Below are 20,669 nucleotides of genomic sequence, written 5' to 3' on the forward strand. Positions count from 1 at the left end.
GCAACATGAGCACAGCCTTCCAAGATGATGTCAGCAGTACTGTTCTGCGCCGCATGAAAGAGGGCGGATTCGATTTCGCCCGTGTGCACCCCATCGAGTTCTACGCCATTTTCCCGGATGAGGCCCGGGCCAGAGTGGCAGCCGCGAAGTTTCGCGGTGAATCGCTGAATGCTCAGGTAAGTGTGCGTGATGATGGTGCCTGGCACCTGCAGGTGAGCAAGGTGATGTATGCCACTTATGCGGGTATCGGCAGTTTCGAGCAGGATCTGGAGGCCCTGGTCGGGCCGCTCGGCGGAGTGCTGGACGGCTGGGGGGTGACCCAGGAAGTGCGACTCGGGGCGCAGCAGGCCGTGGCAAGCTGAAGCCTTGTCGGTAGACGCCGACCAATCCGTGCATTTGGGATTGGTCGGCACCCATCCCTTCGAATCAGGAGTCGGTGCGCTGTTGCAGCGCTTCGAGGTAGCTGATCATGTCCGGCGCGCCGGCCAGGCGTAGGCCTTCGCCCAGGGCATTGGCCGCGGGAGAATCCTTGGGCAGCAGGAGAAACTCCGGGGCATCCGGATAGCGCAGCAGCGACAGCCGGGCATAAGGCAGGCCGTGATCCAGCAACAGGCTCATGAACGCCGGTTCGCTCCAGGCTTGCACGGGCATGGCCAGCATGTGGTAGCGCTGACGCAGTTCGGCCAGACCGCTGGCGCTCAGGCGGTAGCGCGTCAACTCCGCGGGCAGGGTGACTTCCAGGCCACGCAGGCGGGCATAGGCGATGGCGCAGGCGAACGCTTCGCCATGCTGCTCGCCGGCCCAGAAAAACCGCTCGCCGTACCAGCTGGCCTGGCGCAACTCCACTGCCTCGGCGGCGAGAAAGCGCGGCATGGCCTGGCTGATGGTCTTGAGAAAATCCTTGTAGCTGATGATGCGCACGCTGCGCCCCAGTGGGCAGGCAGCCACTTCCTCGAACGTTGCCAGGGTACTGTCGAGGCTGGGGGGAGGGCTGCACAGGCCGTCGATTCGGCGCAGGTCGAAGTCATCGAGGTGCAGGGTTTCGCGTTCTACTATGCCCATCAGGATGGCGCGGGCAGCGGCCTTGTCTTCCTGTACCGGGCCTGACAGCGCGTCGCGCGGCAGATCCACCAGGCGGTGTAGTGGCGGTCCGGCCTGCCACCAGACAGTGGTCGCGGGTTCAGGCAGCACCCTAAACGGCAGGCGCAGGTGGCGCGCCCGCTCGAACACCAGTTTGGCCACGCGGCCGCTCAGGCCCAGGCGCTGAGCGAGGGCAGAGAGGCGTGACGCCAGACTGGAAGGAGATTCGGAAAGACTCATGACCTGCAGGACACTCCCGGCACTACCGCGTCAGTGTGGCAGAGCTGTAGCCACCTCGCATGCGAATGGGGGCAGGTTGTCGGTGTGAGCCTGGCCGGCTGCGCCGTGGTCTGTGGCAAAATGCTGCCATTCATTGTCGAGGGTGCCTCCATGCCCAGCCTGGTGCTGGATATTGCGCTGCCTGCGGAGCGTTTCCTGGCGGTTTACCAGGGGCGCGCCAACCGGGTTCTGTTGTATAGCCGTGACGGCCGCAAGGTTAGCTTGCCGGCCCATCATCTGCGTCCTTTCTTGCGCCACGACGGCATATATGGCGTGTTCGAGCTGGAATTCAGCACGGCCGGAGAGCTGCTTGGCCTGCGCCAGCTGCAATGAGTGCGCGAACGGCTCCCTTATTACTCCCTTGCCTCGCCGCCGGCTAGTGCTGGCGGCTATAATCGCGGCCTATTTGCCACTGCCACTCATTCGAGCCGACTAGCCCATGTACGACCTGGCCCGCGCGCTGCTGTTCCGTCTTGAACCCGAAACTTCTCACGAACTGTCCATCGACCTGATCGGCGCAGGTGGCCGCCTGGGCCTCAACGGTTTGCTGTGCAAGGCGCCGACCAAGCTGCCGGTCCAGGTGATGGGGCTGGAATTTCCCAATCCGGTGGGCCTGGCTGCCGGCCTGGACAAGAACGGTGACGCCATCGACGGTTTCGCCCAACTGGGTTTCGGCTTCGTCGAGATCGGCACCGTGACCCCGCGCCCGCAGCCGGGCAATCCCAAGCCGCGCCTGTTCCGCCTGCCGGAAGCGAGCGCAGTGATCAACCGCATGGGCTTCAACAATCACGGCGTCGATCACCTGCTGGCACGCGTTGCCGCGGCCAAGTACAGGGGCGTGCTGGGCATTAATATCGGCAAGAACTTCGATACCCCGGTCGAGCGGGCCGTGGATGATTACCTGATCGGCCTGGACAAGGTCTACGCCCACGCCAGTTACGTGACCGTCAACGTCAGCTCGCCGAACACCCCTGGCCTGCGCAGCCTGCAGTTCGGTGATCAACTCAAGCAGTTGCTGGAAGCGCTGCGGCAGCGCCAGGAAGACCTGGCTGCCGAGCACGGCAAGCGTGTACCGCTGGCCATCAAGATCGCCCCGGACATGAGCGACGAGGAAACCGTGCAGGTCGCTCAGGCGCTGGTCGAAACCGGCATGGATGCGGTCATCGCTACCAACACCACGCTGGGTCGCGAAGGTGTGGAGAACCTGCCGTTCGGCAACGAGGCCGGCGGCCTTTCCGGTGCGCCGGTGCGTGACAAGAGCACTCATACCGTGCGGGTACTGGCTGGCGAGCTCAAGGGCCGCCTACCGATCATTGCCGTTGGAGGTATTACCGAAGGGGCGCATGCAGCCGAAAAGATCGCGGCAGGTGCCAGTCTGGTGCAGTTCTATTCGGGCTTTATCTACAAGGGACCGGCGCTGATTCGCGAGGCGGTGGACGCCATCGCGGCACTGCCGAAGCACTGAATAGCGGCAAGTAGGCAATAAAAAGGGCCCCTGAGGGGCCCTGGGCTCTCGCCCACCGTCCGGATAGGACGGTCTGGTGAAGTCTGTAGGTCGGGCTCAGCCGACAGCGTGAAGTTCGTTGAGTCTATGGATACCGGCAGTGCCGGTCAGTCCGTCCCAGTTGTCGCCGCGCCCTTCGCGCCAGCCATTGATCCAGGCTTGCCGAACGGACGGGTGGGTGAAAGGACACAGATCGCGGGATTTACCATGAATGCCGTGCTGATAACCGCGTAGAAAAGCTCGTTCCAACGGATCACGCTTAAGTCTTCTCATCGGGTGTTGCCCTCACTGTTGACTGTTATGTCCCGTTGGTCCCTTGCCGGGACCAGGCAGAAAAGCTTCTGCCACTGGGGCCCGCTGCCGGCGTGGCGGGCCACCTGCCAGCACCATTGCGGTGTCGGCCTGAGATGATTTCTAACCAATGCCTTACCCCCTGTGAATGATCGTTTTGTCATAAGGGCGTAACGCAAATAGGGCAGGAGCCATAAGCTAATGTGGATGAGTAGGCCTTAATCGGCTGTGATCCAGCATTGGCGCATGGCTTCGCCTGGATGTCATTGCGAATGTCTCGCAGCTGCGAGTTTTGTTTATTCCGACGAAGGGTCATCTGGCGACCCTCTGTCATATCAGGTGGCTGATTTGCCACCCTTACAGATGGAATGCCCATGTCTGACCGTTACGAACTGATCCTGACCTGCCCCAAGAGTCTGGAAGGCCTGCTGCTTGAAGAAGCCACTGGTCTGGGCCTGGAAGAGGCCCGCGAGCAGACGGCTGCCGTGCGGGGTTTCGCCGCCATTGAGGTGGGCTACCGTCTGTGCCTGTGGTCGCGCCTGGCCAACCGCGTGCTGCTGGTGCTGCGCCGTTTCCCGGTGAGCAACGCCGAGGATCTCTATCAGGGCGTGTTGGCTGTTGATTGGGCCGAGCATCTTGATCCAGCCGGGACTCTGGCCGTGGAGTTCAGTGGCCATGGCGCCGGCATCGACAACACGCACTTCGGCGCCTTGAAGGTCAAGGACGCTATCGTCGACAAGCTGCGTACCCCGGCCGGTACGCGTCCGTCGATCGACAAGGTCGATCCGCACCTGCGCGTGCACCTGCGCCTGGATAAGGGCGAGGCGGTGCTCTCGCTCGATCTATCCGGGCACAGCCTGCACCAGCGTGGCTATCGCCTGCAGCAGGGCGCTGCGCCGCTCAAGGAAAACCTGGCTGCAGCCATCCTGATCCGCGCCGGCTGGCCGCGCATTGCCGCCGAGGGTGGCGCGTTGGCCGACCCCATGTGCGGTGTCGGTACCTTCCTGGTCGAGGCGGCAATGATCGCCACCGACATGGCGCCGAACCTCAAGCGTGAACGCTGGGGCTTCTCCAACTGGCTGGGCCATGTCCCGGCGATCTGGAAGAAGCTGCACGCCGAGGCGGAAGAACGCGCCGCGGCGGGCCTGGCCAGGCCGCCGCTGTGGATTCGCGGTTACGAGGCCGACCCACGGCTGATCCAGCCTGCGCGCAACAACATCGAGCGTGCCGGGCTGGGTGAATGGGTCAAGCTGTACCAGGGCGAACTGGCCACCTTCGAGCCGCGCCCGGACAAGAACCAGACCGGGCTGATCGTCAGCAACCCGCCTTATGGCGAGCGCCTGGGCGACGAGGCGAGCCTGCTCTATCTTTACCAGAACCTCGGCGAGCGCCTGCGCCAGAGCTGCCTGAACTGGGAGGCGGCGGTGTTCACCGGCGCTCCGGAACTGGGCAAGCGCATGGGCCTGCGCAGCCACAAGCAGTATTCGTTCTGGAACGGCGCGCTGCCGTGCAAGCTGCTGCTGTTCAAGGTGCTGCCCGAGCAGTTTGTCACCGGTGAGCGCAGCGAGCGGCGTCAGGCCAGTGAGGAAGGCGCGGCGGCTCCAGTGGCCAGTGAGCCTGCGCGTTTGTCCGAGGGCGGGCAGATGTTCGCTAATCGTCTGCAAAAGAACCTCAAGAGCCTGGGCAAGTGGGCGAAGAAGGCCGGTATCGAGTGCTACCGCCTGTACGACGCCGACATGCCCGAGTACGCCCTGGCCATCGACCTGTACCGCGACTGGGTGCACGTGCAGGAATACGCGCCGCCTCGTTCCATTGACCCGGACAAGGCTCAGGCGCGCCTGCTCGACGCCCTGGCTGCCATTCCGGTGGCACTGGGGATCTCGCCGGACAAAGTGGTGATCAAGCGCCGCGAGCGGCAGAGCGGCACCAAGCAGTACGAGCGCCAGGCCAGCCAGGGCCAGTTCATGGAAGTGAGCGAAGGCGGTGTGCGCCTGCTGGTCAACCTGACCGACTACCTGGACACCGGCCTGTTCCTCGACCACCGTCCGCTGCGCCTGCGCATCCAGAAAGAGGCGGCCGGCAAGCGCTTCCTCAACCTGTTCTGCTACACCGCCACGGCCACCGTGCACGCAGCCAAGGGCGGTGCGCGCAGCACCACCAGCGTCGATCTGTCGAAAACCTACCTGGACTGGGCGCGGCGCAACCTGGCGCTCAACGGCTTCTCCGACAAGCAGCGCCTGGAGCAGGGCGACGTGATGGCCTGGCTCGAGGCAGATCGTGGCGAATACGACCTGATCTTCATCGACCCGCCGACCTTCTCCAACTCCAAGCGCATGGAGGGCGTGTTCGACGTGCAGCGGGACCACGTGCGCCTGCTCGATCTGGCCATGGCCCGTCTGGGCAAGGGCGGCGTGCTGTACTTCTCCAACAACTTCCGCAAGTTCCAGCTCGACGAGGGCCTGGCCGAGCGTTACGCGTTGGAGGAGATCAGCGCGCAGACCGTCGATCAGGACTTTGCTCGCAACAGCAAGATCCACCGTGCCTGGCGTTTGACGGCCAAGATCTGAGGTCGGCATATGAAAAAGCCCCGCCGAATGGCGGGCTTTTCTGTTGTTACGGACTTATCGGCGGTAGATGTCCAGCAGTACCTGGTCGAGGATTGCCGAGGCGCCCCAAGGCCGCTGGTCGTTGAGGATGGCCACTACCACCCAGTTCTTGCCTTTGGCTGTGCGGGTAAAGCCCGCGATGGCGCGTACATTGTTCAAGGTGCCGGTCTTGATGTGACCTTGTCCCTGCATGCCGGTGTTCTTCAGGCGCTTGCGCATGGTGCCGTCCATGCCCACCAGCGGCATCGAGGCGATGAACTCGGCGGCATAGGGGCTATGCCAGGCGGCTTGCAGCATGCCGGCCATTTCACGGGCGCTGATGCGCTCCGCGCGGGAGAGCCCCGAGCCGTTCTCGATCACCAGGCGTGGTGCGGTGATGCCTTTTTTCGCCAGCCAGCCGCGGATGACGCGTTGCGCGGCCTTGGCATCGTCGCCATCGGCACTGGTACGGAAGCGTTGCCCCAGGCTGAGGAACAGCTGTCTGGCCATGGTGTTGTTGCTGTACTTGTTGATGTCGCGGATGACCTCGGTGAGGTCCGGCGAGAAGGTACGCGCCAGCAGCTTGGCATTCTTCGGCACATCGCCGAGGCGATCCTTGCCGAGGATGCTGCCGCCCAGCTCCTGCCAGATGGCGCGTACGGCACCGGCGGCGTAGCCCGGGTGGTCCAGCAGGGCCAGGTAGCTCTGCGCGCTGCAGCCTTCGGCCAGCTTGCCGGTGACCACCAGGGTGGTGCCATCGAACTGGGTCACCGGGTTGTAGCGTACATCCGGCCAAGCCGGGCATTTGGCGGCGGGAAGTGCCTTGACCTGATTGTCGATGCGGACGTTGGTCAGTGGCGGCTCCATGATCACACTTACCTTGCCGCCGGCGGTGCGACTGATCATGCGAACTGATTTGAGGTTGACCAGCAGTGAATCGGGGCCGACCAGGAAGGGTTTGTTGGGGTCACCACCGTCATCGTTGAAGACGGGCAGCTGCGGCAGATTGAAGTGGCTGCGATCCAGCACCAGATCGCCGGTGATGCGCTGTACGCCATTGGTGCGCAGATCGCGCATCATCAGCCAGAGCCTCTCCATGTTCAGCTTGGGGTCACCGCCGCCCTTGAGGTAGAGGTTGCCGTTAAGTACGCCATCCTGCAGTGGACCATCACCGTAGAACTCGGTTTGCCACTGATGGGTTGGGCCGAGCAATTCCAGCGCGGCATAGGTATTGACCAGCTTCATGGTCGAGGCCGGGTTCATCGAGACATCGGCGTTGTAGATGATGCCGGTACTGCTGCTATCCAATGGCAGGGCGACAAGTGACAGGCTATTGGGCGAGATCTTGTTGGCCTTTAGGGCTTGCGCAACCTTGTTCGGCAGCACGCTGCTGGTTTGAGCAGCCTGGATGGGCAGCGACAAAGGCAGAAGAAGAGAGGCGAGCAGTAAATTTCGTAGCGAATGGATCATTGGCAGGGCCCAGGTTGGAGAGGGGGCAAAAACTGCCGCGCATTATGCCCGAGGCGTTTATGGCTGGCGCCTGGGCTGCACGAGCATTTTTTCTGAACGGACGGGCAAGTGGGGCGGCAATTTGCTAGAGTGCCGTCCGTGCAAATCATTGAGTATCTAGGAGCATCTATGGCCACTAACCGTTCCCGTCGTCTGCGCAAGAAACTTTGCGTCGATGAATTCCAGGAGCTGGGCTGCGAACTGACCATGAACTTCCGCGAGAGCCTGACCGAGGCTGAGGCGGATCAGTTCGTCGACCAGTTTCTGGTCGAGGCCATCGACGGCAACGGCCTGGGCTATGTCGGCGGCGAGGACTATGGTTTCGTTTGCCTGTCCAAGCGCGGCTCGGTCACCGAAGAGCAGCGCAGCCAGCTGGAAGCCTGGCTCAAGGGGCGCAACGAGCTGGTCGACTTCACGCTGAGCCCGCTGCTCGACGTGTGGTATCCGGAGAACCCGGTCAACAAGGCCTAACCGCTGCGTTGCGATAGAAGAGCCCGGCTTGTTGCCGGGCTTTTTTGTGTCCGCCATCAGGCCAGGCCTGCTTTATTCAGGATGGCATCGGTGTCTACTGCATCATTCTGGTCGGGGCGCAGGTAACGTTCGGCATAGGCCTGAGGGATGCCGCTGCGCACAAACAGACCAAACAGATCAGGGTCGACATGGGCGCCCCGGCACATGCCGGCCATGATGTTGAGCGACTCGGTAAGCGTCTTGCCCTTCTTGTAGGGGCGATCCACAGCAGTCAGGGCCTCGAAAATATCTGCGATCGCCATCATGCGGGCCGGCAGGCTCATTTCATCGCGCTTGAGGCGTTTCGGGTAGCCGCTGCCATCCATCTTCTCGTGGTGCCCACCGGCGATCTCGGCCACATTGGCCAGGTGCTTGGGAAAGGGCAGGTGCTCGAGCATGAGAATGGTCTGCACGATGTGGTTGTTGATGATGTAGCGTTCTTCGGCGGTCAGGGTGCCGCGGACTATCCCCAGGTTGTATAGCTCGCCACGATTATGTTTGTAATGCGGTACGTCGAGGCGGAAGCCCCAGGGATTGTCCGCGGCGATGAGCTCGCTGCTCGGGCGCTCGATCAGATGCTCGGGCTTGTCGGCCAGCAGGGGTTCCTGCACCGGAAGTTCGGTGGCCGGGCTACGCGCCTGGCGCTGGTTTTCCTCCCAGGAAACGCCCAGTCTGTCGTCCAGTGTGCGCGTCCAGCGGCGCTCGGCGATGGTTTTCAGGCGCTCCTGGTCAGCATCGGCCATGGCCTCGCCACCGAGGTTGCAACGGGCGACAAAGGCGAACTCTTCGTCCAGGGTGCTCAGCGTCTCGTCACGCAGCTGGCTCAGTGCGGCTTCGTCGCCGCCGCTGGCCAATGCCTGCCAGTAGGCGACCCAGGCGTCGCGCTTGAGCACCTCGAAACGCATGCGCACTTCGTGGATACGGTCGTAGAGGGTTTCCAGCTTGGTCGCCTTGTCCACCACATATTCTGGCGTGGTGACTTTGCCGCAATCGTGCAGCCAGGCGGCGATATGCAGGGCTTCCCAGTCTTCTTCACCGGGCTGGTAGTTGCGGAAAGGCTCCTCGTGGCTGCCGGCTGCGGCTTTGGCCAGCATCACTGTCAGCTCCGGTACCCGCTGACAATGGCCTCCGGTGTAGGGGCTTTTGGCGTCGATGGCGCCAGCGATTAGCTGAATAAAGGCGTCCAGCAGCTTCTTTTGTTGCTCCAGCAGTCGCTGGCTCTCGATGCACAGGGCGGCGACCCCGGACACGGCCTCGACATAGGCGATACGCTGCGGGCCGATCATGGCCAGGTCGGCTTCCTCGCCGTTGTCTCGGTGCAGCAGGAGCAGCACGCCCAGCGTTTCACCCTGACGATTGTGCAGGCCAGTGCTCAGCAGGTGCGCACGCGGGCTGTCGAGGGTATGCAGCAGGCTTTGCAGCCCTTCGGCCTGATCAAAGCCGATGGCGGTCACAACGCTGCTGCCGCCTTCTGCCGGCTGGCGTATCCACTCGGGTATCTCGGACTCACCGGGGATGTAGGTGGGGATACGGTGTTCTTCCAGGCTGTGCTGCTGGTCGTTGATGAACAGACCGTGGGGCTCCAGGCTCCCGTTGTCGGGGTCACGCAGGTAGAGCAGGCCGCAGCTGGCCTCGCTGAGTTCAACGGTTTCCCGCAGTACCCGGCGCAGCAGGGCATCGAAGCGGGTTTCGGCTGACAGGCTGGCGGTGATGTCGAGGAATCCGGACAGGGTGTCCTTCATCTTGGCCATGGCCACCGCCAGCTGATCGACTTCCAATACCGGGGAACGGCCACTGGCCGGGTGGTTGAAGTTGAAGCTGCGGATGGCTTCGGCCTCATCCACCAGAGCGCGCAGTGGCTTGACCAGTACACGAGACATCAGCCAGCCGAGCGGGACGCACAGCAGCAGGATCGCGATGGTGAGTACGGCGCCCTGCCAGCGGATCCGGTAGGCGTCGGCGAGCAACTCTTCTTCTGGTGCCAGCAGGGCCAGGCGCAAGCCGTTGGGGCCGCCTTCCTCGAGTTGGCTGTAGGACACCTGCCAGCGCTTGCCTGCCAGCTCCATGGCGCCCTGGCGATCCTTGTCCAGGCCGCGCTGGAATAGCTCACCCAGCGCAGGGCTGAGTTGGGCCACCTGGGCCAGTTGAGTTTCGCCACTGCGTATCAGCAAGCGGGCCACATCGGGGTAGGCGACGGCTGAGCCATCGGGCCGGTACAGCACCACCTCGGTGGATGGCGTGACCCGGTGACGTGCCAGCGTGGCAGAGAGGTCGGCAAGGGTCAGGTCGGCGGCGAGCACGGTCTGGTCATGGCTGATACGGGCCAGCGTCGTGCCGACATCGCCAGTGGAAAAGAACACGTAGGGTTCGGTGGTGATCTGCTCGCCGTTTTCGAGGGCGCTCTTGTACCAGGGGCGGCTGCGGGGGTCGTAGGTTTCCTTGAGGTTCTGCCGGCGGCTGATCAGGTTCAGTTCGGCATCGAAAAACTGTGATTCGGAAACGGGCCGGGCACTGCCGGTGCGGTCGATGGTCCAGACCTGGAAGGCGGCGTTGGCGGGAGCATTGAATCGCTCCTTGAGTGCTTCGTTACGCAGCGGTCGCACCATGAAGAAATCGCCATCGCCATAACCGAGATACAGCGAGGCGAGCTTGGGATTGTCGCGCAGGGCCTGGGCCAGTGATGGCAGGAGGTCCATGCGCTGATAGCGATCGGCGGCCTGATTCTTTTCCTGCAGGGTGAGCAGGCTGAGCAGATGGCGAATGGGTTGGTAGGTGTGGCGCAGGTCGGCGTCCACTTCCTCGCGTATTTGCGTAAACAGCTGTTTGCTGCTGGACAGGATGACCTGGGTGGTCTGGTGATAGTTGAACAGGCCGAGCAGTGCGCCACTGCCAAGCAGAAGCAGGGTGAACAGTACGCTGATGTGGACGTGGAGCGGAAAGCGACGTTCCTTGCCTAGCGCTTTACCCTGCATGAGCTCGCTCCGTTGACAGGCGTAATGGGATAGAGCCAAAGCATAGTGAAGCGCTGACAACATCGCCGCCTGTCGGCGGGACTATTTTTCCTGTTTTGCCTGGCCAAATCGCCGTGCCAGAGCATGTATCAGCATGGCCACCAACATCGCCAGCACCACGCCGACCAGGCTGTTGAGCAGGCGCTGCTGGGGATCCTGCCAGTCCTGCGCCAGGCATTCGCTCAGCAGCATGAAACTGACGATCACCTGCAAGACGTACAGGCCATAGCGGTGGGCCTGCAGTGCTCGGCCCAGCACAATCACGGGCAAGGTAATGGCCACCATGGCGGCAGGGCTTTGCAAACTGTAGCCGAGCCCCAGCAGCAGTACGGCGCTGGCCAGGCTCACCATGCACAGTTGCAGGGCTCTGGCCAGATTGCTGCGGGCTCTCAGCTGCAGGGTGCCGAGCAGGGCCAGGGTGAGCCAGTGGCCTCGTGGCAGGTCGGCTAGCTCGACTATCAGCCCGGCACTGCCCAGGGCGAGGGCGCAGCCCAGTGCGTGCAGACGCCAGCGGCGCTCGGGCAGGCGCTTGGCCTGGCGGCGCAGCACGCGCAATACGGCCATCAGGCGGGGCATGTGCGGCCAGGTGCGCAAACCATGCAGGCCGCGCAGGCCGAAAGCGAGGAGGGCAACCCACAGACCGCCGAGAATGAACAGTGCTGCGACCGCGTCGGCATTGTGCAACCCGCCGACCTCGGTATGACCTTGCCCCAGGCACAGGCAGATCGCCAGGTTCATCCCCAGCTTGCCGGCCTCTTTGCCGAAGCGCTGCAACCAGGCGAGCAGTAGACCGAAGGCGCCGAACAGCAGCACGCTGGCCCAGGCGTGTCCCGTCGCCCAGAAGCCCAGGCCGGCGCTGCAGGCGCCGAGCAGGGTGAGCATCAGCAGCCGCAGCATGCCATAGCGATGCAGCGGACTGACCTGGGAAGCTTGAAAGGCACCTGCCGAGGCCCAGAGAAAACCCGGATGACCGCTGAGCAGACCCAGCAGCAGGGGCAGGGCACACCCCAGGCCGGCAATCACGGCCACGCCCAGTTCGGGGGGGCCGGCGTGCCAGCCGATCCATCTGCGTCTGCGAGTCATGGGCCTACACCGGGCTGGAGCGCCCGGTCATCTCCCGGGCCATTTCGGTCGCATAGCTGTCCGTCATCCCGGCGATGAAGTCGATCATGCGCAGAAACGACATATACAGCGACCAGTCCGGTGCCGGAGCGTAATGCGCAAGCAGGTCAAGGATGCGCCGGTTCTTGAACGACAGCTCGCGCCCGGAGTGTTGCTCCAGGGCCGCGCCGCAGAAGGCATTGAGCAGGATCTCCAGAGTGGTGTAGGCGCCGATTTCATGCAGGGTCTTGCGCTTGTCCTGAAAGATGCGTTCGCGTGCCACGGCCTTGGCCCGCAGCACGCAACGCTTGGCAGGGCCATGCATATGCTCGACCAGGTCACCTTCGAGGGTGCCGAGCAGCAGCGCTGGCTGTTGCTCGACGAAGGCACGGGCAGCGGCGTTGGTCAGGTGTTCGATCGCCTTGCCACGCAGGATTGCCAGCTTGCGCCGGCGCGAATCATTCGGGCCAAGCTGGCGGTAGGTTTCCGGCAGGTCGTCACCGACCAGGTCGAACAGCAAGGCTTCAACCTCGGCATAGTCGAGCAACTCCATTTCCACCCCGTCTTCCAGGTCGATCAGGGCGTAGCAGATGTCGTCGGCTGCCTCCATCAGGAAGACCAGCGGATGGCGTGCCCAGCGCTGTTCGTCGAGTCGTGGCAGGCCCAGTTTGGTGGCGATCTGCTCCAGGCGCGGTAGTTCGTTCTGGTAGCAGCCGAACTTGTGTTTCTTGTAGCCCAGCGCCTCGGCGTGGCGGGCTGTCCAGGGGTACTTCAGGTAGGTACCGAGCGTGGCGTAGGTCAGGCGCATGCCGCCGTCGAACTGGTGGTATTCCAGCTGGGTAAGTACGCGAAAGCCCTGGGCGTTACCCTCGAAACTGAGGAAATCGGCACGTTCGGCATCGCTCATGCCGTCCAGCCAGCCGCGCCCGGCGGCCTGGCGGAACCAGTGGCGGATGGCGTCTTCGCCGGAGTGGCCGAACGGTGGGTTGCCGATGTCGTGAGCCAGACAAGCGGATTGCACGATTACACCCAGGTCGCTCGGTGTACACCAGTCCGGCAGTTCGTCACGCAGCATCTCGCCGACGCGCATGCCCAGGGAGCGGCCGACGCAGCCGACTTCGAGAGAATGGGTCAGACGGGTGTGAATGTGGTCGTTGCTGGACACCGGGTGCACCTGGGTTTTGCGACCCAGGCGGCGGAAGGCGCCGGAGAAGATGATGCGGTCGTGGTCTTTGTGGAACGGACTGCGGCCCAGCTCGTCGGAGCTATGCACGGGTTTGCCGAGGCGTTCGCGGGTGAGCAGGGTTTGCCAATCCAAGGGCTGTCCTCGCCGGTGGGTGTGCCCGGCTCCGCCGGGCGATGTGTACTTAGCTTCGGTGTTTGCGCGGATGCCTGCAAGTATCGGTGCATCGGCTCTGCTGCGGCGACGAGCGGTTACTGGTGCCCGTGGGCACGGTGCTATCGTCGCCCCATCGCGTCTTGATCTATAGCCATAACAACAAGAGTAGTAAGCACGTGATTTCTGAAGCTGCCTCATCCAGGGACTCGCAGCAGCAATTGCGCATTCGCCGCTTCATGATGAGTGTGGCGATGTACTTTCTGGCCAGTGTTCCCCAGCTCGTCTCTGTCTACAACGGCATTTCCCCAGCCTGGGTGACGCAGGTTTGGGTGCTGGTGGCCGTGCTCACCAATCTGCTGTTCTACCTGTTGCTGCGTTACGACCTCAACCTGCGCTTGCGCGATCCGAGCATGACCATGGCGCAGATGGTCGCCGCCATCGTGATGGTGATAGGGACTCAGATCTATGCTGGCGAGGCACGCGGAGCCTATCTGGTGGTGTTGTTGATCATCAGTATGTTCGGTTGCTTCAAGCTCAATACCCGTGAGTTGCTGCTGTTGAGTCTGGGCACCATAGTCGCTTACGCCCTGACTCTGCCGCTGATCCAGCGTGTCGAAGGCGAGCGTTTCAACCTGGCGGTGGAGATGGTGTTGTGGTGCAGTTTCTCGGTGTTCCTGCCGTTCATTTCCATTCTCGGCGGTAGCATCAGTGCTCTGCGCAAGCGGTTGGTGGCGAGTAACGCCCAGTTGCAGGTGGTATTGAACCAGGTCACCGAACTGGCTACCCACGATGAGCTGACCGGAGCTTACAACCGGCGCTACCTGTTGGAGATGCTCGGTCACGAGAAGAACCGAACCGATCGTGGCGGGGTCGGCTTTTGCGTGTGCATCCTTGATCTGGACCACTTCAAGCGCATCAACGACAACTATGGCCACCCGGCGGGGGATGAGGTGCTGAAGACCTTTGCCGAGGTGGTGCAGCCCTTGCTGCGCAGTACCGACTTCTTCGCCCGCTACGGTGGCGAGGAGTTTCTTCTGTTTCTGCCCCAGACCTCGCTGGACATGGCCCAGCACTGCATCGTGCGCATTCAGGAGGCGCTGGCGCAGGCGAGTTATCCCGGCTTACCCGAGGGGCTGCGGGTGACCGCGTCCATTGGGGTGGCGCAGTATTGCCTACAGGAAAGCGTTGCGGCCTTGATCAAGCGCGCTGACAAGGCGCTCTATCGCGCCAAGCAGAACGGACGCAACCGCATGGAGGTGGAGCCTCTCCATCAGCCGATCATCCTGACCTAGAAGGCGCTTGCGTCGATATCGAGCAGCAGCAGCCTGCGGCCGTTGTCGATGAACTGGCCGGCGGTCAGGCAATACTGGTTGCTGGTGGCGTCGCGGTAGGTGCTCGACAGGGTTAGCCGGCGTTCTTCCCAGCCCTCCGCCAATAGCTGATAGAAGTAAGGGCGCCAAGACCAGTTGTGGCCCAGGTAGCGAGAGTCCGCGTACCAGCGCTTGCCATCCCACTGCAGGTTTGGACTGAGTTGGGTGCCGTGGCGGTCGCACTGATAAATGCGCAGGAGCCAAGGGTAGGCGGCAGGGTTGAGCAGCGAATCCAGCTTGTCGCCACGCTCTACCCAGTGGCGCACCAGCCCCATCAGTTCCGTCAGTTGCTGGCGCAGGGTCATCAGGTGTGCCCGTTCTGCCAGTTTGCTCTTTACGTATTGGTCGCGCAGGTGAGCGAAGCGGGAAACAAAGGTGTCACTGGTGAAAAACGCCTGTTCGGCCTGGGCGAAGAGATAGCCCTGCACATAGCGGGCGCCGCACTCCAGGGCGAAATGCAGTTCGGCTTCGGTTTCGACCCCTTCGGCGATGATCCAGCAGCCGGTCTTCTCGGCCATCAGGGCCAGGGCCTTGACCACTTCGCCACTGGGGCCGCCGCGGGCGGCTTCCTGGAACAGGCGCATGTCCAGCTTGAGAATGTCCGGCTGCAAGGCCAGCACGCGGTCCAGTTGTGAGTAGCCGGCGCCAAAGTCATCAATGGCGATGCGTGCACCGGCTTCGCGGTAGCGGCTGACCACTTCACTGAGCTTCTGATTGCCGCCGCCCAGTTCGGTGATTTCGAACACGATCCGCCGCGGGTCTATCCGATGCTTTTCCAGTTGCTTGAGACTGGGCAGTGGCTGGTTGGGACGCAGGCGACTGATCCAGCGGGGCGAGATGTTGAGGCTGAGAAACCAGTCCTGCGGTGCGCCGTGCAATCGTGCCAGGGCATCTTCACGGATCTGCCGGTCCAGCCTGCGCAGGCTGGCCGGCGAGACCTTGGGGTCGCAGAACAGCGGGCCGACCGAACGCAGCGAGCCATCGGCCTGACGCAGACGACCCAGAGCTTCGATGCCGGCGATACGGCCTGTGGCGGTGTCGATAAAGGGCTGGAAGACTGCTAGCGGCTGCCCGTCGATCACGAACCGGTTCCTTGAGCTGATGGAAAACTTGACCGCTGGGGTAGCGGCCGCGGAGCCATCACGTCTGCAAGAATGCGGCCATTTTTCTCAGCGCTTTTGCTGTTCCTCGCGGCTCAGTGCTTTGCTCCTGGCACGTAGTAGCGGGTAGAGCACGATCGCTCCGCGTGCCAGTTTGCCAAAGGTGCCCAGGCGACTGGCAAACAGGCTCAGAAACACGCCGGCCGTCAGCAGTATCGGTTTCTCCAATGCGGCTGGGTTGCCAATCCTTAGCTGGCGCAGGTGCTGCAGCGGGTGCGTCAACGGTTGGGCATGGTGGCGCAGGTGCTGGCGATGCATCTCAAGGCGCAAACGCACCAGTTCCTTGCGCAGGTCGCGCTGTGTCGGGGGCGTCATGGTAGTAAGCGCTCCTTGTCGCGGGCAAGCTCTTCGAGCGTTGCCTGGAAGGGCGATTGACCAGCACGGGCCAGACTCTTGGCCTTGCCAACGCACAACGCCAGAGCCACCAGGAACAACAGGCTCAGCCCCATGGCGGCGTGCAGGCGGTAGTCTTCCCAGAAGGCAATCAAGACCACGGCGGAAAGGCCAAGCAGCACCAGTAATCCGAAAATCAGGCTGAGGCCGGAAAAGAGCAGCAAGCGAAAAGAACGAGACTTCTCTTCCTGCAGTTCGATGGCGATCAGTTCCAGATGGCCCTGAGCAAGACCGAACAAGGTGCCACCGAGCTTTTTCAGCGAGGGCTTGCCCGGCTCGGTGGTGGCTTGAGCGTGCTGTTCATCCATGCGCTTGTGCCTATCGACGGCTAGCCAGCAGGCCGAGCAGAAAGCCCACGCCGGCTGCGATACCTATGGTCTGCCAGGGGTGTTGCTGGACGTATTCCTCGGTTTTCTCGACGGCAATTCGACCCTGGGCTTCAAGGCTCTGCTCGGTGTTCTTGAGCATGTCCTTGGCGCGGTCGAGGTTGTCACTGATGCGTGCGCGCAGTTCCTGAACCTGGATGCCGGCCACTTCGGAGGTCTGTTTCAGCAGGCTTTCCGTATCGCCGATCAGGCTCTGGAATTCTGCGGAGAGGGCGTTCTGGGCCTCGCGTAGCTGGCGGCGCTGTGCGTCCTTGTCCTGTGCACTGTTGCTCTTGCTCTTGGCAGAGGTGGTCATGGTGCTCTCCTGCGTGGCAGTGGATTCATCAGGTTCGATGCCGGCCTCGGGTGCAAGGTTCAGATTTTTTCATGCCCCGCAGTGGTACGCCTTTTGCTATTTGATGGTGCGCGTTGTGTTTTGGGTGGTCGATATTGGGGCTTTCGATCTCGTGGCGGTCTACTTCGATCCCTCATATCTCACTGAAAATAAAGACTAAAAAATACCTTGATGCTTTTTCGATCTCTTATGCGCTCTTTATTGGGACATGTTGGCAGTGTTGAGCTGGCCTTGATTGTTCCTGTTTGGTGCGTGGCGGGGTGGTTGTGGGCATTTATGGTGCTCGTCCTGTTGGGGGAATGACTCGATGGAAAATATCAATAGTGCCGTGGAGACCTTGATTCACGGCTCAAACACTCTGTTCATTCTGATGGGCGCCATCATGGTGCTGGCCATGCATGCCGGCTTTGCCTTTCTTGAAGTGGGCACGGTACGGCACAAGAACCAGGTCAATGCCCTGTCGAAGATTCTCTCGGACTTTGCCGTTTCGGCGTTGGCCTACTTCTTCGTCGGCTACTGGGTAGCTTATGGCGTGACCTTTTTCGAGCCGGCGGCGGTACTGACCGAGGGTAATGGCTATGCCCTGGTCAAGTTCTTCTTCCTGCTGACCTTCGCTGCAGCCATTCCGGCGATCATTTCCGGCGGGATCGCCGAGCGCGCCAAGTTTGGCCCGCAGCTGTGCGCCACGCTGCTGATCGTGGCTTTTGTTTACCCCTTCTTCGAAGGCCTGATCTGGAATGGCAACTTCGGTCTGCAGGCCTGGCTGACCGAGCAGTTCGGTGCGGCCTTCCATGACTTTGCCGGCTCGGTGGTCGTGCATGCGGTGGGCGGCTGGCTGGCCTTCGGGGCGGTGGTGTTGCTGGGGCGCCGTGATGGCCGTTACCGCGATGGTCGTCTGGTGGCGTTCGCGCCTTCCAACATTCCGTTCCTGGCCCTGGGCTCGTGGATCCTGATCATTGGCTGGTTCGGCTTCAACGTGATGAGCGCGCAGACGTTGGGCAGTATCAGTGGCCTGGTGGCGGTCAACTCGCTGATGGCCATGGTCGGCGGCACTGTCGCCGCGCTGCTGGTCGGCCGTAACGACCCGGGCTTCCTGCACAATGGCCCGTTGGCCGGCCTGGTGGCAGTGTGCGCGGGCTCCGACCTGATGCACCCGCTCGGCGCTCTGGCGACCGGCGCTATCGCCGGTGCCCTGTTCGTCTGGGCATTCACTGCCACCCAGGTGAAATGGAAGATCGACGATGTGCTCGGCGTTTGGCCGTTGCACGGTCTGTGTGGGGTATGGGGCGGTATAGCCTGCGGAATTTTTGGTCTGGAGGCTCTGGGTGGCCTGGGCGGGGTCAGCCTGGTCAGCCAGTTGATCGGTACGGCCCTGGGTGTGCTGGTGGCGCTGGCGGGTGGCTTCCTGGTGTATGGCTTGCTGAAGGTGGGAACGGGTATCCGTTTGAGCCAGGAGCAGGAGTACTACGGTGCCGACCTGTCGATTCACAAGATCGGCGCCAACAGTCAGGACTGATCGAGAAACGAGCAAAAAAGAACCCGCCACGTGGCGGGTTCTTTGTTTCACGCGCCTGAGGTTACCAGAGCGACAGGGTGTAGCTGACGATCAGGCGGTTCTCGTCCAGGTCGTTGGTGAAGTTGGTGCGGGTCGTGGCGTTGCGCCACCGTACGCCCAGGTTCTTCAGCGGACCTTCCTGGAAGACGTAGGCGATGTCGGTGTTGCGTTCCCATTCCTTGCCTTCGGAGGCTCCAACACCAAGGTCGATGTTGTCGCCGGAGATGTAGCGGGTCATGAAGGTCAGGCCGGGGATACCGACGGAAGCGAAGTTGAAGTCGTAGCGGGCTTGCCAGGACTTCTCATCCTTGTTGGCGAAGTCGCCGATTTGTACGTAGTTGACCAGGAAGGGGTCGGTCCCGCCGATGTAGGCGTAGCCGGTGTCGCCATCCATCTGCTGGTAGCCGAGGCCGAAGGAGTGGCCGCTCAGGGCGTAGGTGAACATGGCGCCGTAGGCCTTGTTGTCGACGTTGGTGTCGCCATCGTCGGTGGAGCGGGCGAAGCGCAGATCGGTCTTGAAGCTCTGCTTGTCGGCAATCGGCAGCACATGTACCAGGCTGACGATGTGCTGCTTGTACAGGTCTTCCAGGCCACCGTAGTTGTAACCGGTGGTGAGCTGGTCGTTCCACTTGTAGCTCAGGCCGGCGAAATTGAATTCGTCGCTGTCGCCATTGGCCAGGGCAAAGCCGCGCGAGCCTGGGGCCGCGGTGCCGCCATTGAGCACCATGGTCTGGTTGTTGGAGGAGTCGCGGTTATTGACCCGATTGATCTGGCCGGCATCGAAGGTCAGGCCGGAGATTTCCTGGGAATTCAGCCAGCCACCCTGGAAGGTTTGCGGCAGCAGGCGCGAGTCGTTGGCGGCGATGGCCGGCAGCTTCGGCATCAGGGTGCCGATCTTCAGCGTGCTGTTGGAGATCTTGGCCTTGGCGGTGGCGCCAAACTCGCTGTAGTCATCCGCAGCCTTGCCGCTGTCGCCGGTGGGCAGCAGGCCGGTGCCGGTGCGGTCGGGGCTGGAGTCCAGTTTCAGGCCCAGGGTGCCGATAGCATCCACGCCGAAGCCGACAGTGCCTTCGGTGTAGCCGGACTCGAAACGCAGCAGGAAGCCTTGAGCCCATTCCTCTGCCTTGCTCTTGGTCGCGGTTTCCTGGCGGAAGTCACGGTTCATGTAGAAGTTGCGCAGTTCCACGCTGGCTTTGCTGTCTTCGATGAAGGCGGCCTGGCTGAGGGTGGGCAGGGTGAGGCTGGTGCCCAGCGCGGCGAGTGCCACGCCCCGGGCGATAGGGGACTTGCTCATTGTTATAGTTTCCTCGGCTGTTAGTGGCAGACCGGTGGGCGGTCTGGTTGCAGCTTTGTGACTAAAACATGGCTCAAGGCCTGGCGCTTCTAGACTTTGGTCTAGACCTTGGCTCATTGCACCCAGTGAGGGTAGTAGCCGATTGCACGTTGTACCGCTTCGTCGTGTGCCGGTATTACACGCAGTTCGGGTTCCTGTTGCATCAATGCATGAACGTTTTCCAGTTGCTGACGTGTCGCACCGCGGTCGTTGTCGACCATGTTGCGGCTGATCCAGAACTTTTCCTTCGGCCCGCTGAAACCTTCCAGGCGCCAGCTCGCATCACCGGTAAAGAAGAAGCGCCGCCCATCGTCCAGCGTCAGGAACAGGCCCAGCGAGCCCGGGGTATGGCCGTGCAGCGGTACCAGCACCAGGCTGGCGTCACCGAACAGGTCGAGGCTGCGCTCGAAGCCCATGAAGGGCCCGGCGTCGAAGGTGAAGGGTACCCAGCGGATGGCATGTTTGAACTGGCTGGGCAGCACGGCCGGTGGAGTGGCGATGCGGCTGAACTCGATTTCCTCGTAGGGGGCCCAGACCGGCACTTCGGCAAAGTCAGCCAAGCCGGAGGCATGATCCCAGTGGCTGTGACTCAGCAGTATGCGGTCGACGCGGATGCCGTCACGGTCGAGCTGGTCGCGTACCGGGGTGACCTTGCCGTAGCGCAGCAGCGGCTTGTCGTACCAGGGCATCTCGGACTCGAACTGCCTATCGACCTGGCGCCCCAGGGAAGTGTCCAGCAGCAGGGTGGCGGCGTGATGCTCGATCAGTATGGCGATATGGTTGGCGATCGCCTTGTCCGTCCACGAGCCGCCTTGCACGGTAAAGGCATCGAGGGTTTCGGTTTCTGCGGTCTTGACCAGGGCGAAGCGCAGGCCGGCGGCCTGAATGCTGGTGCTCAGGACCAACAGGATGAAGAGAAGTACGCGCAT

General features: G+C 62.4%; 19 protein-coding genes. 7 read left to right on the forward strand and 12 right to left on the reverse strand.

Translation table 11 applies throughout. From position 1 onward, the window contains the following. The first annotated feature begins 5 nt into the window (after positions 1-5). Positions 6-362, forward strand: coding sequence for a ribonuclease E inhibitor RraB (locus ACF8C6_RS06195; protein WP_277688872.1), 357 nt, complete (start codon positions 6-8; stop codon positions 360-362). A 64-nt stretch (positions 363-426) separates the two neighbouring features. Here the strand turns inward: ACF8C6_RS06195 and ACF8C6_RS06200 are convergent, their stop codons facing one another. Further along, complete coding sequence (locus ACF8C6_RS06200; protein ID WP_392498478.1) at positions 427-1,320, reverse strand: DUF6685 family protein; 894 nt, start codon at positions 1,318-1,320, stop codon at positions 427-429. A 150-nt stretch (positions 1,321-1,470) separates the two neighbouring features. On the opposite strand from ACF8C6_RS06200, the gene ACF8C6_RS06205 reads away from it, so the two are divergent. Together ACF8C6_RS06205 and ACF8C6_RS06210 are read left to right on the forward strand one after the other, a co-directional pair. Next, the gene (locus ACF8C6_RS06205; RefSeq protein ID WP_277689013.1) at positions 1,471-1,692 is read left to right on the forward strand and encodes a DUF2835 domain-containing protein; all 222 of its coding nucleotides are present in this window, start codon (positions 1,471-1,473) and stop codon (positions 1,690-1,692) included. A gap of 106 nt (positions 1,693-1,798) precedes the next feature. Beyond that, entirely contained in the window at positions 1,799-2,824 is a 1,026-nt protein-coding gene (locus ACF8C6_RS06210; RefSeq protein ID WP_392498479.1) for a quinone-dependent dihydroorotate dehydrogenase, read from the forward strand. A gap of 96 nt (positions 2,825-2,920) precedes the next feature. On the opposite strand, the gene rmf is transcribed toward ACF8C6_RS06210, so the two are convergent. Beyond that, positions 2,921-3,136: a ribosome modulation factor gene (rmf, locus tag ACF8C6_RS06215; RefSeq protein WP_277688869.1), complete on the reverse strand. Its 216-nt coding sequence runs from the start codon at positions 3,134-3,136 to the stop codon at positions 2,921-2,923. A 392-nt stretch (positions 3,137-3,528) separates the two neighbouring features. Between rmf and rlmKL the strand changes: the two genes are divergently transcribed. Continuing rightward, positions 3,529-5,721 carry a bifunctional 23S rRNA (guanine(2069)-N(7))-methyltransferase RlmK/23S rRNA (guanine(2445)-N(2))-methyltransferase RlmL gene (rlmKL, locus tag ACF8C6_RS06220; RefSeq protein ID WP_392498480.1) on the forward strand — a complete coding sequence of 731 codons (2,193 nt, stop codon included), beginning with the start codon at positions 3,529-3,531 and terminating at the stop codon, positions 5,719-5,721. Positions 5,722-5,775: 54 nt separating this feature from the next. Here rlmKL and dacB read toward each other — a convergent pair whose 3' ends face one another. Beyond that, a complete protein-coding gene (gene dacB / locus ACF8C6_RS06225; RefSeq protein ID WP_392498481.1) occupies positions 5,776-7,209 on the reverse strand; it encodes a D-alanyl-D-alanine carboxypeptidase/D-alanyl-D-alanine-endopeptidase in 1,434 nt (477 codons plus the stop codon). Positions 7,210-7,377: 168 nt separating this feature from the next. Between dacB and ACF8C6_RS06230 the strand changes: the two genes are divergently transcribed. Next, on the forward strand, positions 7,378-7,719 hold the full coding sequence (locus tag ACF8C6_RS06230; RefSeq protein WP_277688866.1) for a 50S ribosome-binding protein YggL: 342 nt from the start codon (positions 7,378-7,380) through the stop codon (positions 7,717-7,719). 56 nt (positions 7,720-7,775) lie between these two features. On the opposite strand, the gene ACF8C6_RS06235 is transcribed toward ACF8C6_RS06230, so the two are convergent. The 3 genes from ACF8C6_RS06235 to ACF8C6_RS06245 form a co-directional block, all read right to left on the reverse strand. Further along, positions 7,776-10,730 carry an HD domain-containing phosphohydrolase gene (locus tag ACF8C6_RS06235; RefSeq protein ID WP_392498482.1) on the reverse strand — a complete coding sequence of 985 codons (2,955 nt, stop codon included), beginning with the start codon at positions 10,728-10,730 and terminating at the stop codon, positions 7,776-7,778. Positions 10,731-10,811: 81 nt separating this feature from the next. After that, the gene (locus ACF8C6_RS06240) at positions 10,812-11,852 is read right to left on the reverse strand and encodes an FUSC family protein (RefSeq protein WP_392498483.1); all 1,041 of its coding nucleotides are present in this window, start codon (positions 11,850-11,852) and stop codon (positions 10,812-10,814) included. A gap of 4 nt (positions 11,853-11,856) precedes the next feature. Further along, on the reverse strand, positions 11,857-13,188 hold the full coding sequence (locus tag ACF8C6_RS06245; RefSeq protein ID WP_392498484.1) for a deoxyguanosinetriphosphate triphosphohydrolase: 1,332 nt from the start codon (positions 13,186-13,188) through the stop codon (positions 11,857-11,859). 197 nt (positions 13,189-13,385) lie between these two features. On the opposite strand from ACF8C6_RS06245, the gene ACF8C6_RS06250 reads away from it, so the two are divergent. After that, positions 13,386-14,501 carry a GGDEF domain-containing protein gene (locus ACF8C6_RS06250; RefSeq protein ID WP_392498485.1) on the forward strand — a complete coding sequence of 372 codons (1,116 nt, stop codon included), beginning with the start codon at positions 13,386-13,388 and terminating at the stop codon, positions 14,499-14,501. On the opposite strand, the gene ACF8C6_RS06255 is transcribed toward ACF8C6_RS06250, so the two are convergent. The 4 genes from ACF8C6_RS06255 to ACF8C6_RS06270 all read right to left on the reverse strand — a co-directional run bounded on the left by ACF8C6_RS06255 (position 14,498) and on the right by ACF8C6_RS06270 (position 16,813). Continuing rightward, a complete protein-coding gene (locus tag ACF8C6_RS06255; RefSeq protein ID WP_392498486.1) occupies positions 14,498-15,661 on the reverse strand; it encodes an EAL domain-containing protein in 1,164 nt (387 codons plus the stop codon). The genes ACF8C6_RS06250 and ACF8C6_RS06255 overlap by 4 nt on opposite strands. An 87-nt stretch (positions 15,662-15,748) precedes the next feature. Beyond that, positions 15,749-16,054, reverse strand: a complete 306-nt coding sequence (locus tag ACF8C6_RS06260) for a hypothetical protein (protein ID WP_392498487.1) — start codon at positions 16,052-16,054, stop codon at positions 15,749-15,751. Continuing rightward, entirely contained in the window at positions 16,051-16,440 is a 390-nt protein-coding gene (locus ACF8C6_RS06265) for a phage holin family protein (RefSeq protein WP_392498488.1), read from the reverse strand. Before ACF8C6_RS06265 ends, ACF8C6_RS06260 begins: the two co-directional genes overlap by 4 nt. 10 nt (positions 16,441-16,450) lie before the next feature. Further along, entirely contained in the window at positions 16,451-16,813 is a 363-nt protein-coding gene (locus ACF8C6_RS06270; protein WP_392498490.1) for a YqjD family protein, read from the reverse strand. A 346-nt stretch (positions 16,814-17,159) separates the two neighbouring features. Between ACF8C6_RS06270 and ACF8C6_RS06275 the strand changes: the two genes are divergently transcribed. Further along, a complete protein-coding gene (locus tag ACF8C6_RS06275) occupies positions 17,160-18,368 on the forward strand; it encodes an ammonium transporter (protein WP_392498491.1) in 1,209 nt (402 codons plus the stop codon). 61 nt (positions 18,369-18,429) lie between these two features. Here the strand turns inward: ACF8C6_RS06275 and ACF8C6_RS06280 are convergent, their stop codons facing one another. Together ACF8C6_RS06280 and ACF8C6_RS06285 are read right to left on the reverse strand one after the other, a co-directional pair. After that, on the reverse strand, positions 18,430-19,701 hold the full coding sequence (locus tag ACF8C6_RS06280; RefSeq protein WP_392498492.1) for an OprD family porin: 1,272 nt from the start codon (positions 19,699-19,701) through the stop codon (positions 18,430-18,432). A gap of 113 nt (positions 19,702-19,814) precedes the next feature. Next, on the reverse strand, positions 19,815-20,669 hold the full coding sequence (locus tag ACF8C6_RS06285; RefSeq protein WP_392498493.1) for an MBL fold metallo-hydrolase: 855 nt from the start codon (positions 20,667-20,669) through the stop codon (positions 19,815-19,817).

The sequence above is a fragment of the Pseudomonas sp. zbq_18 genome (genome assembly GCF_043102245.1).
GTDB lineage: Bacteria > Pseudomonadota > Gammaproteobacteria > Pseudomonadales > Pseudomonadaceae > Aquipseudomonas.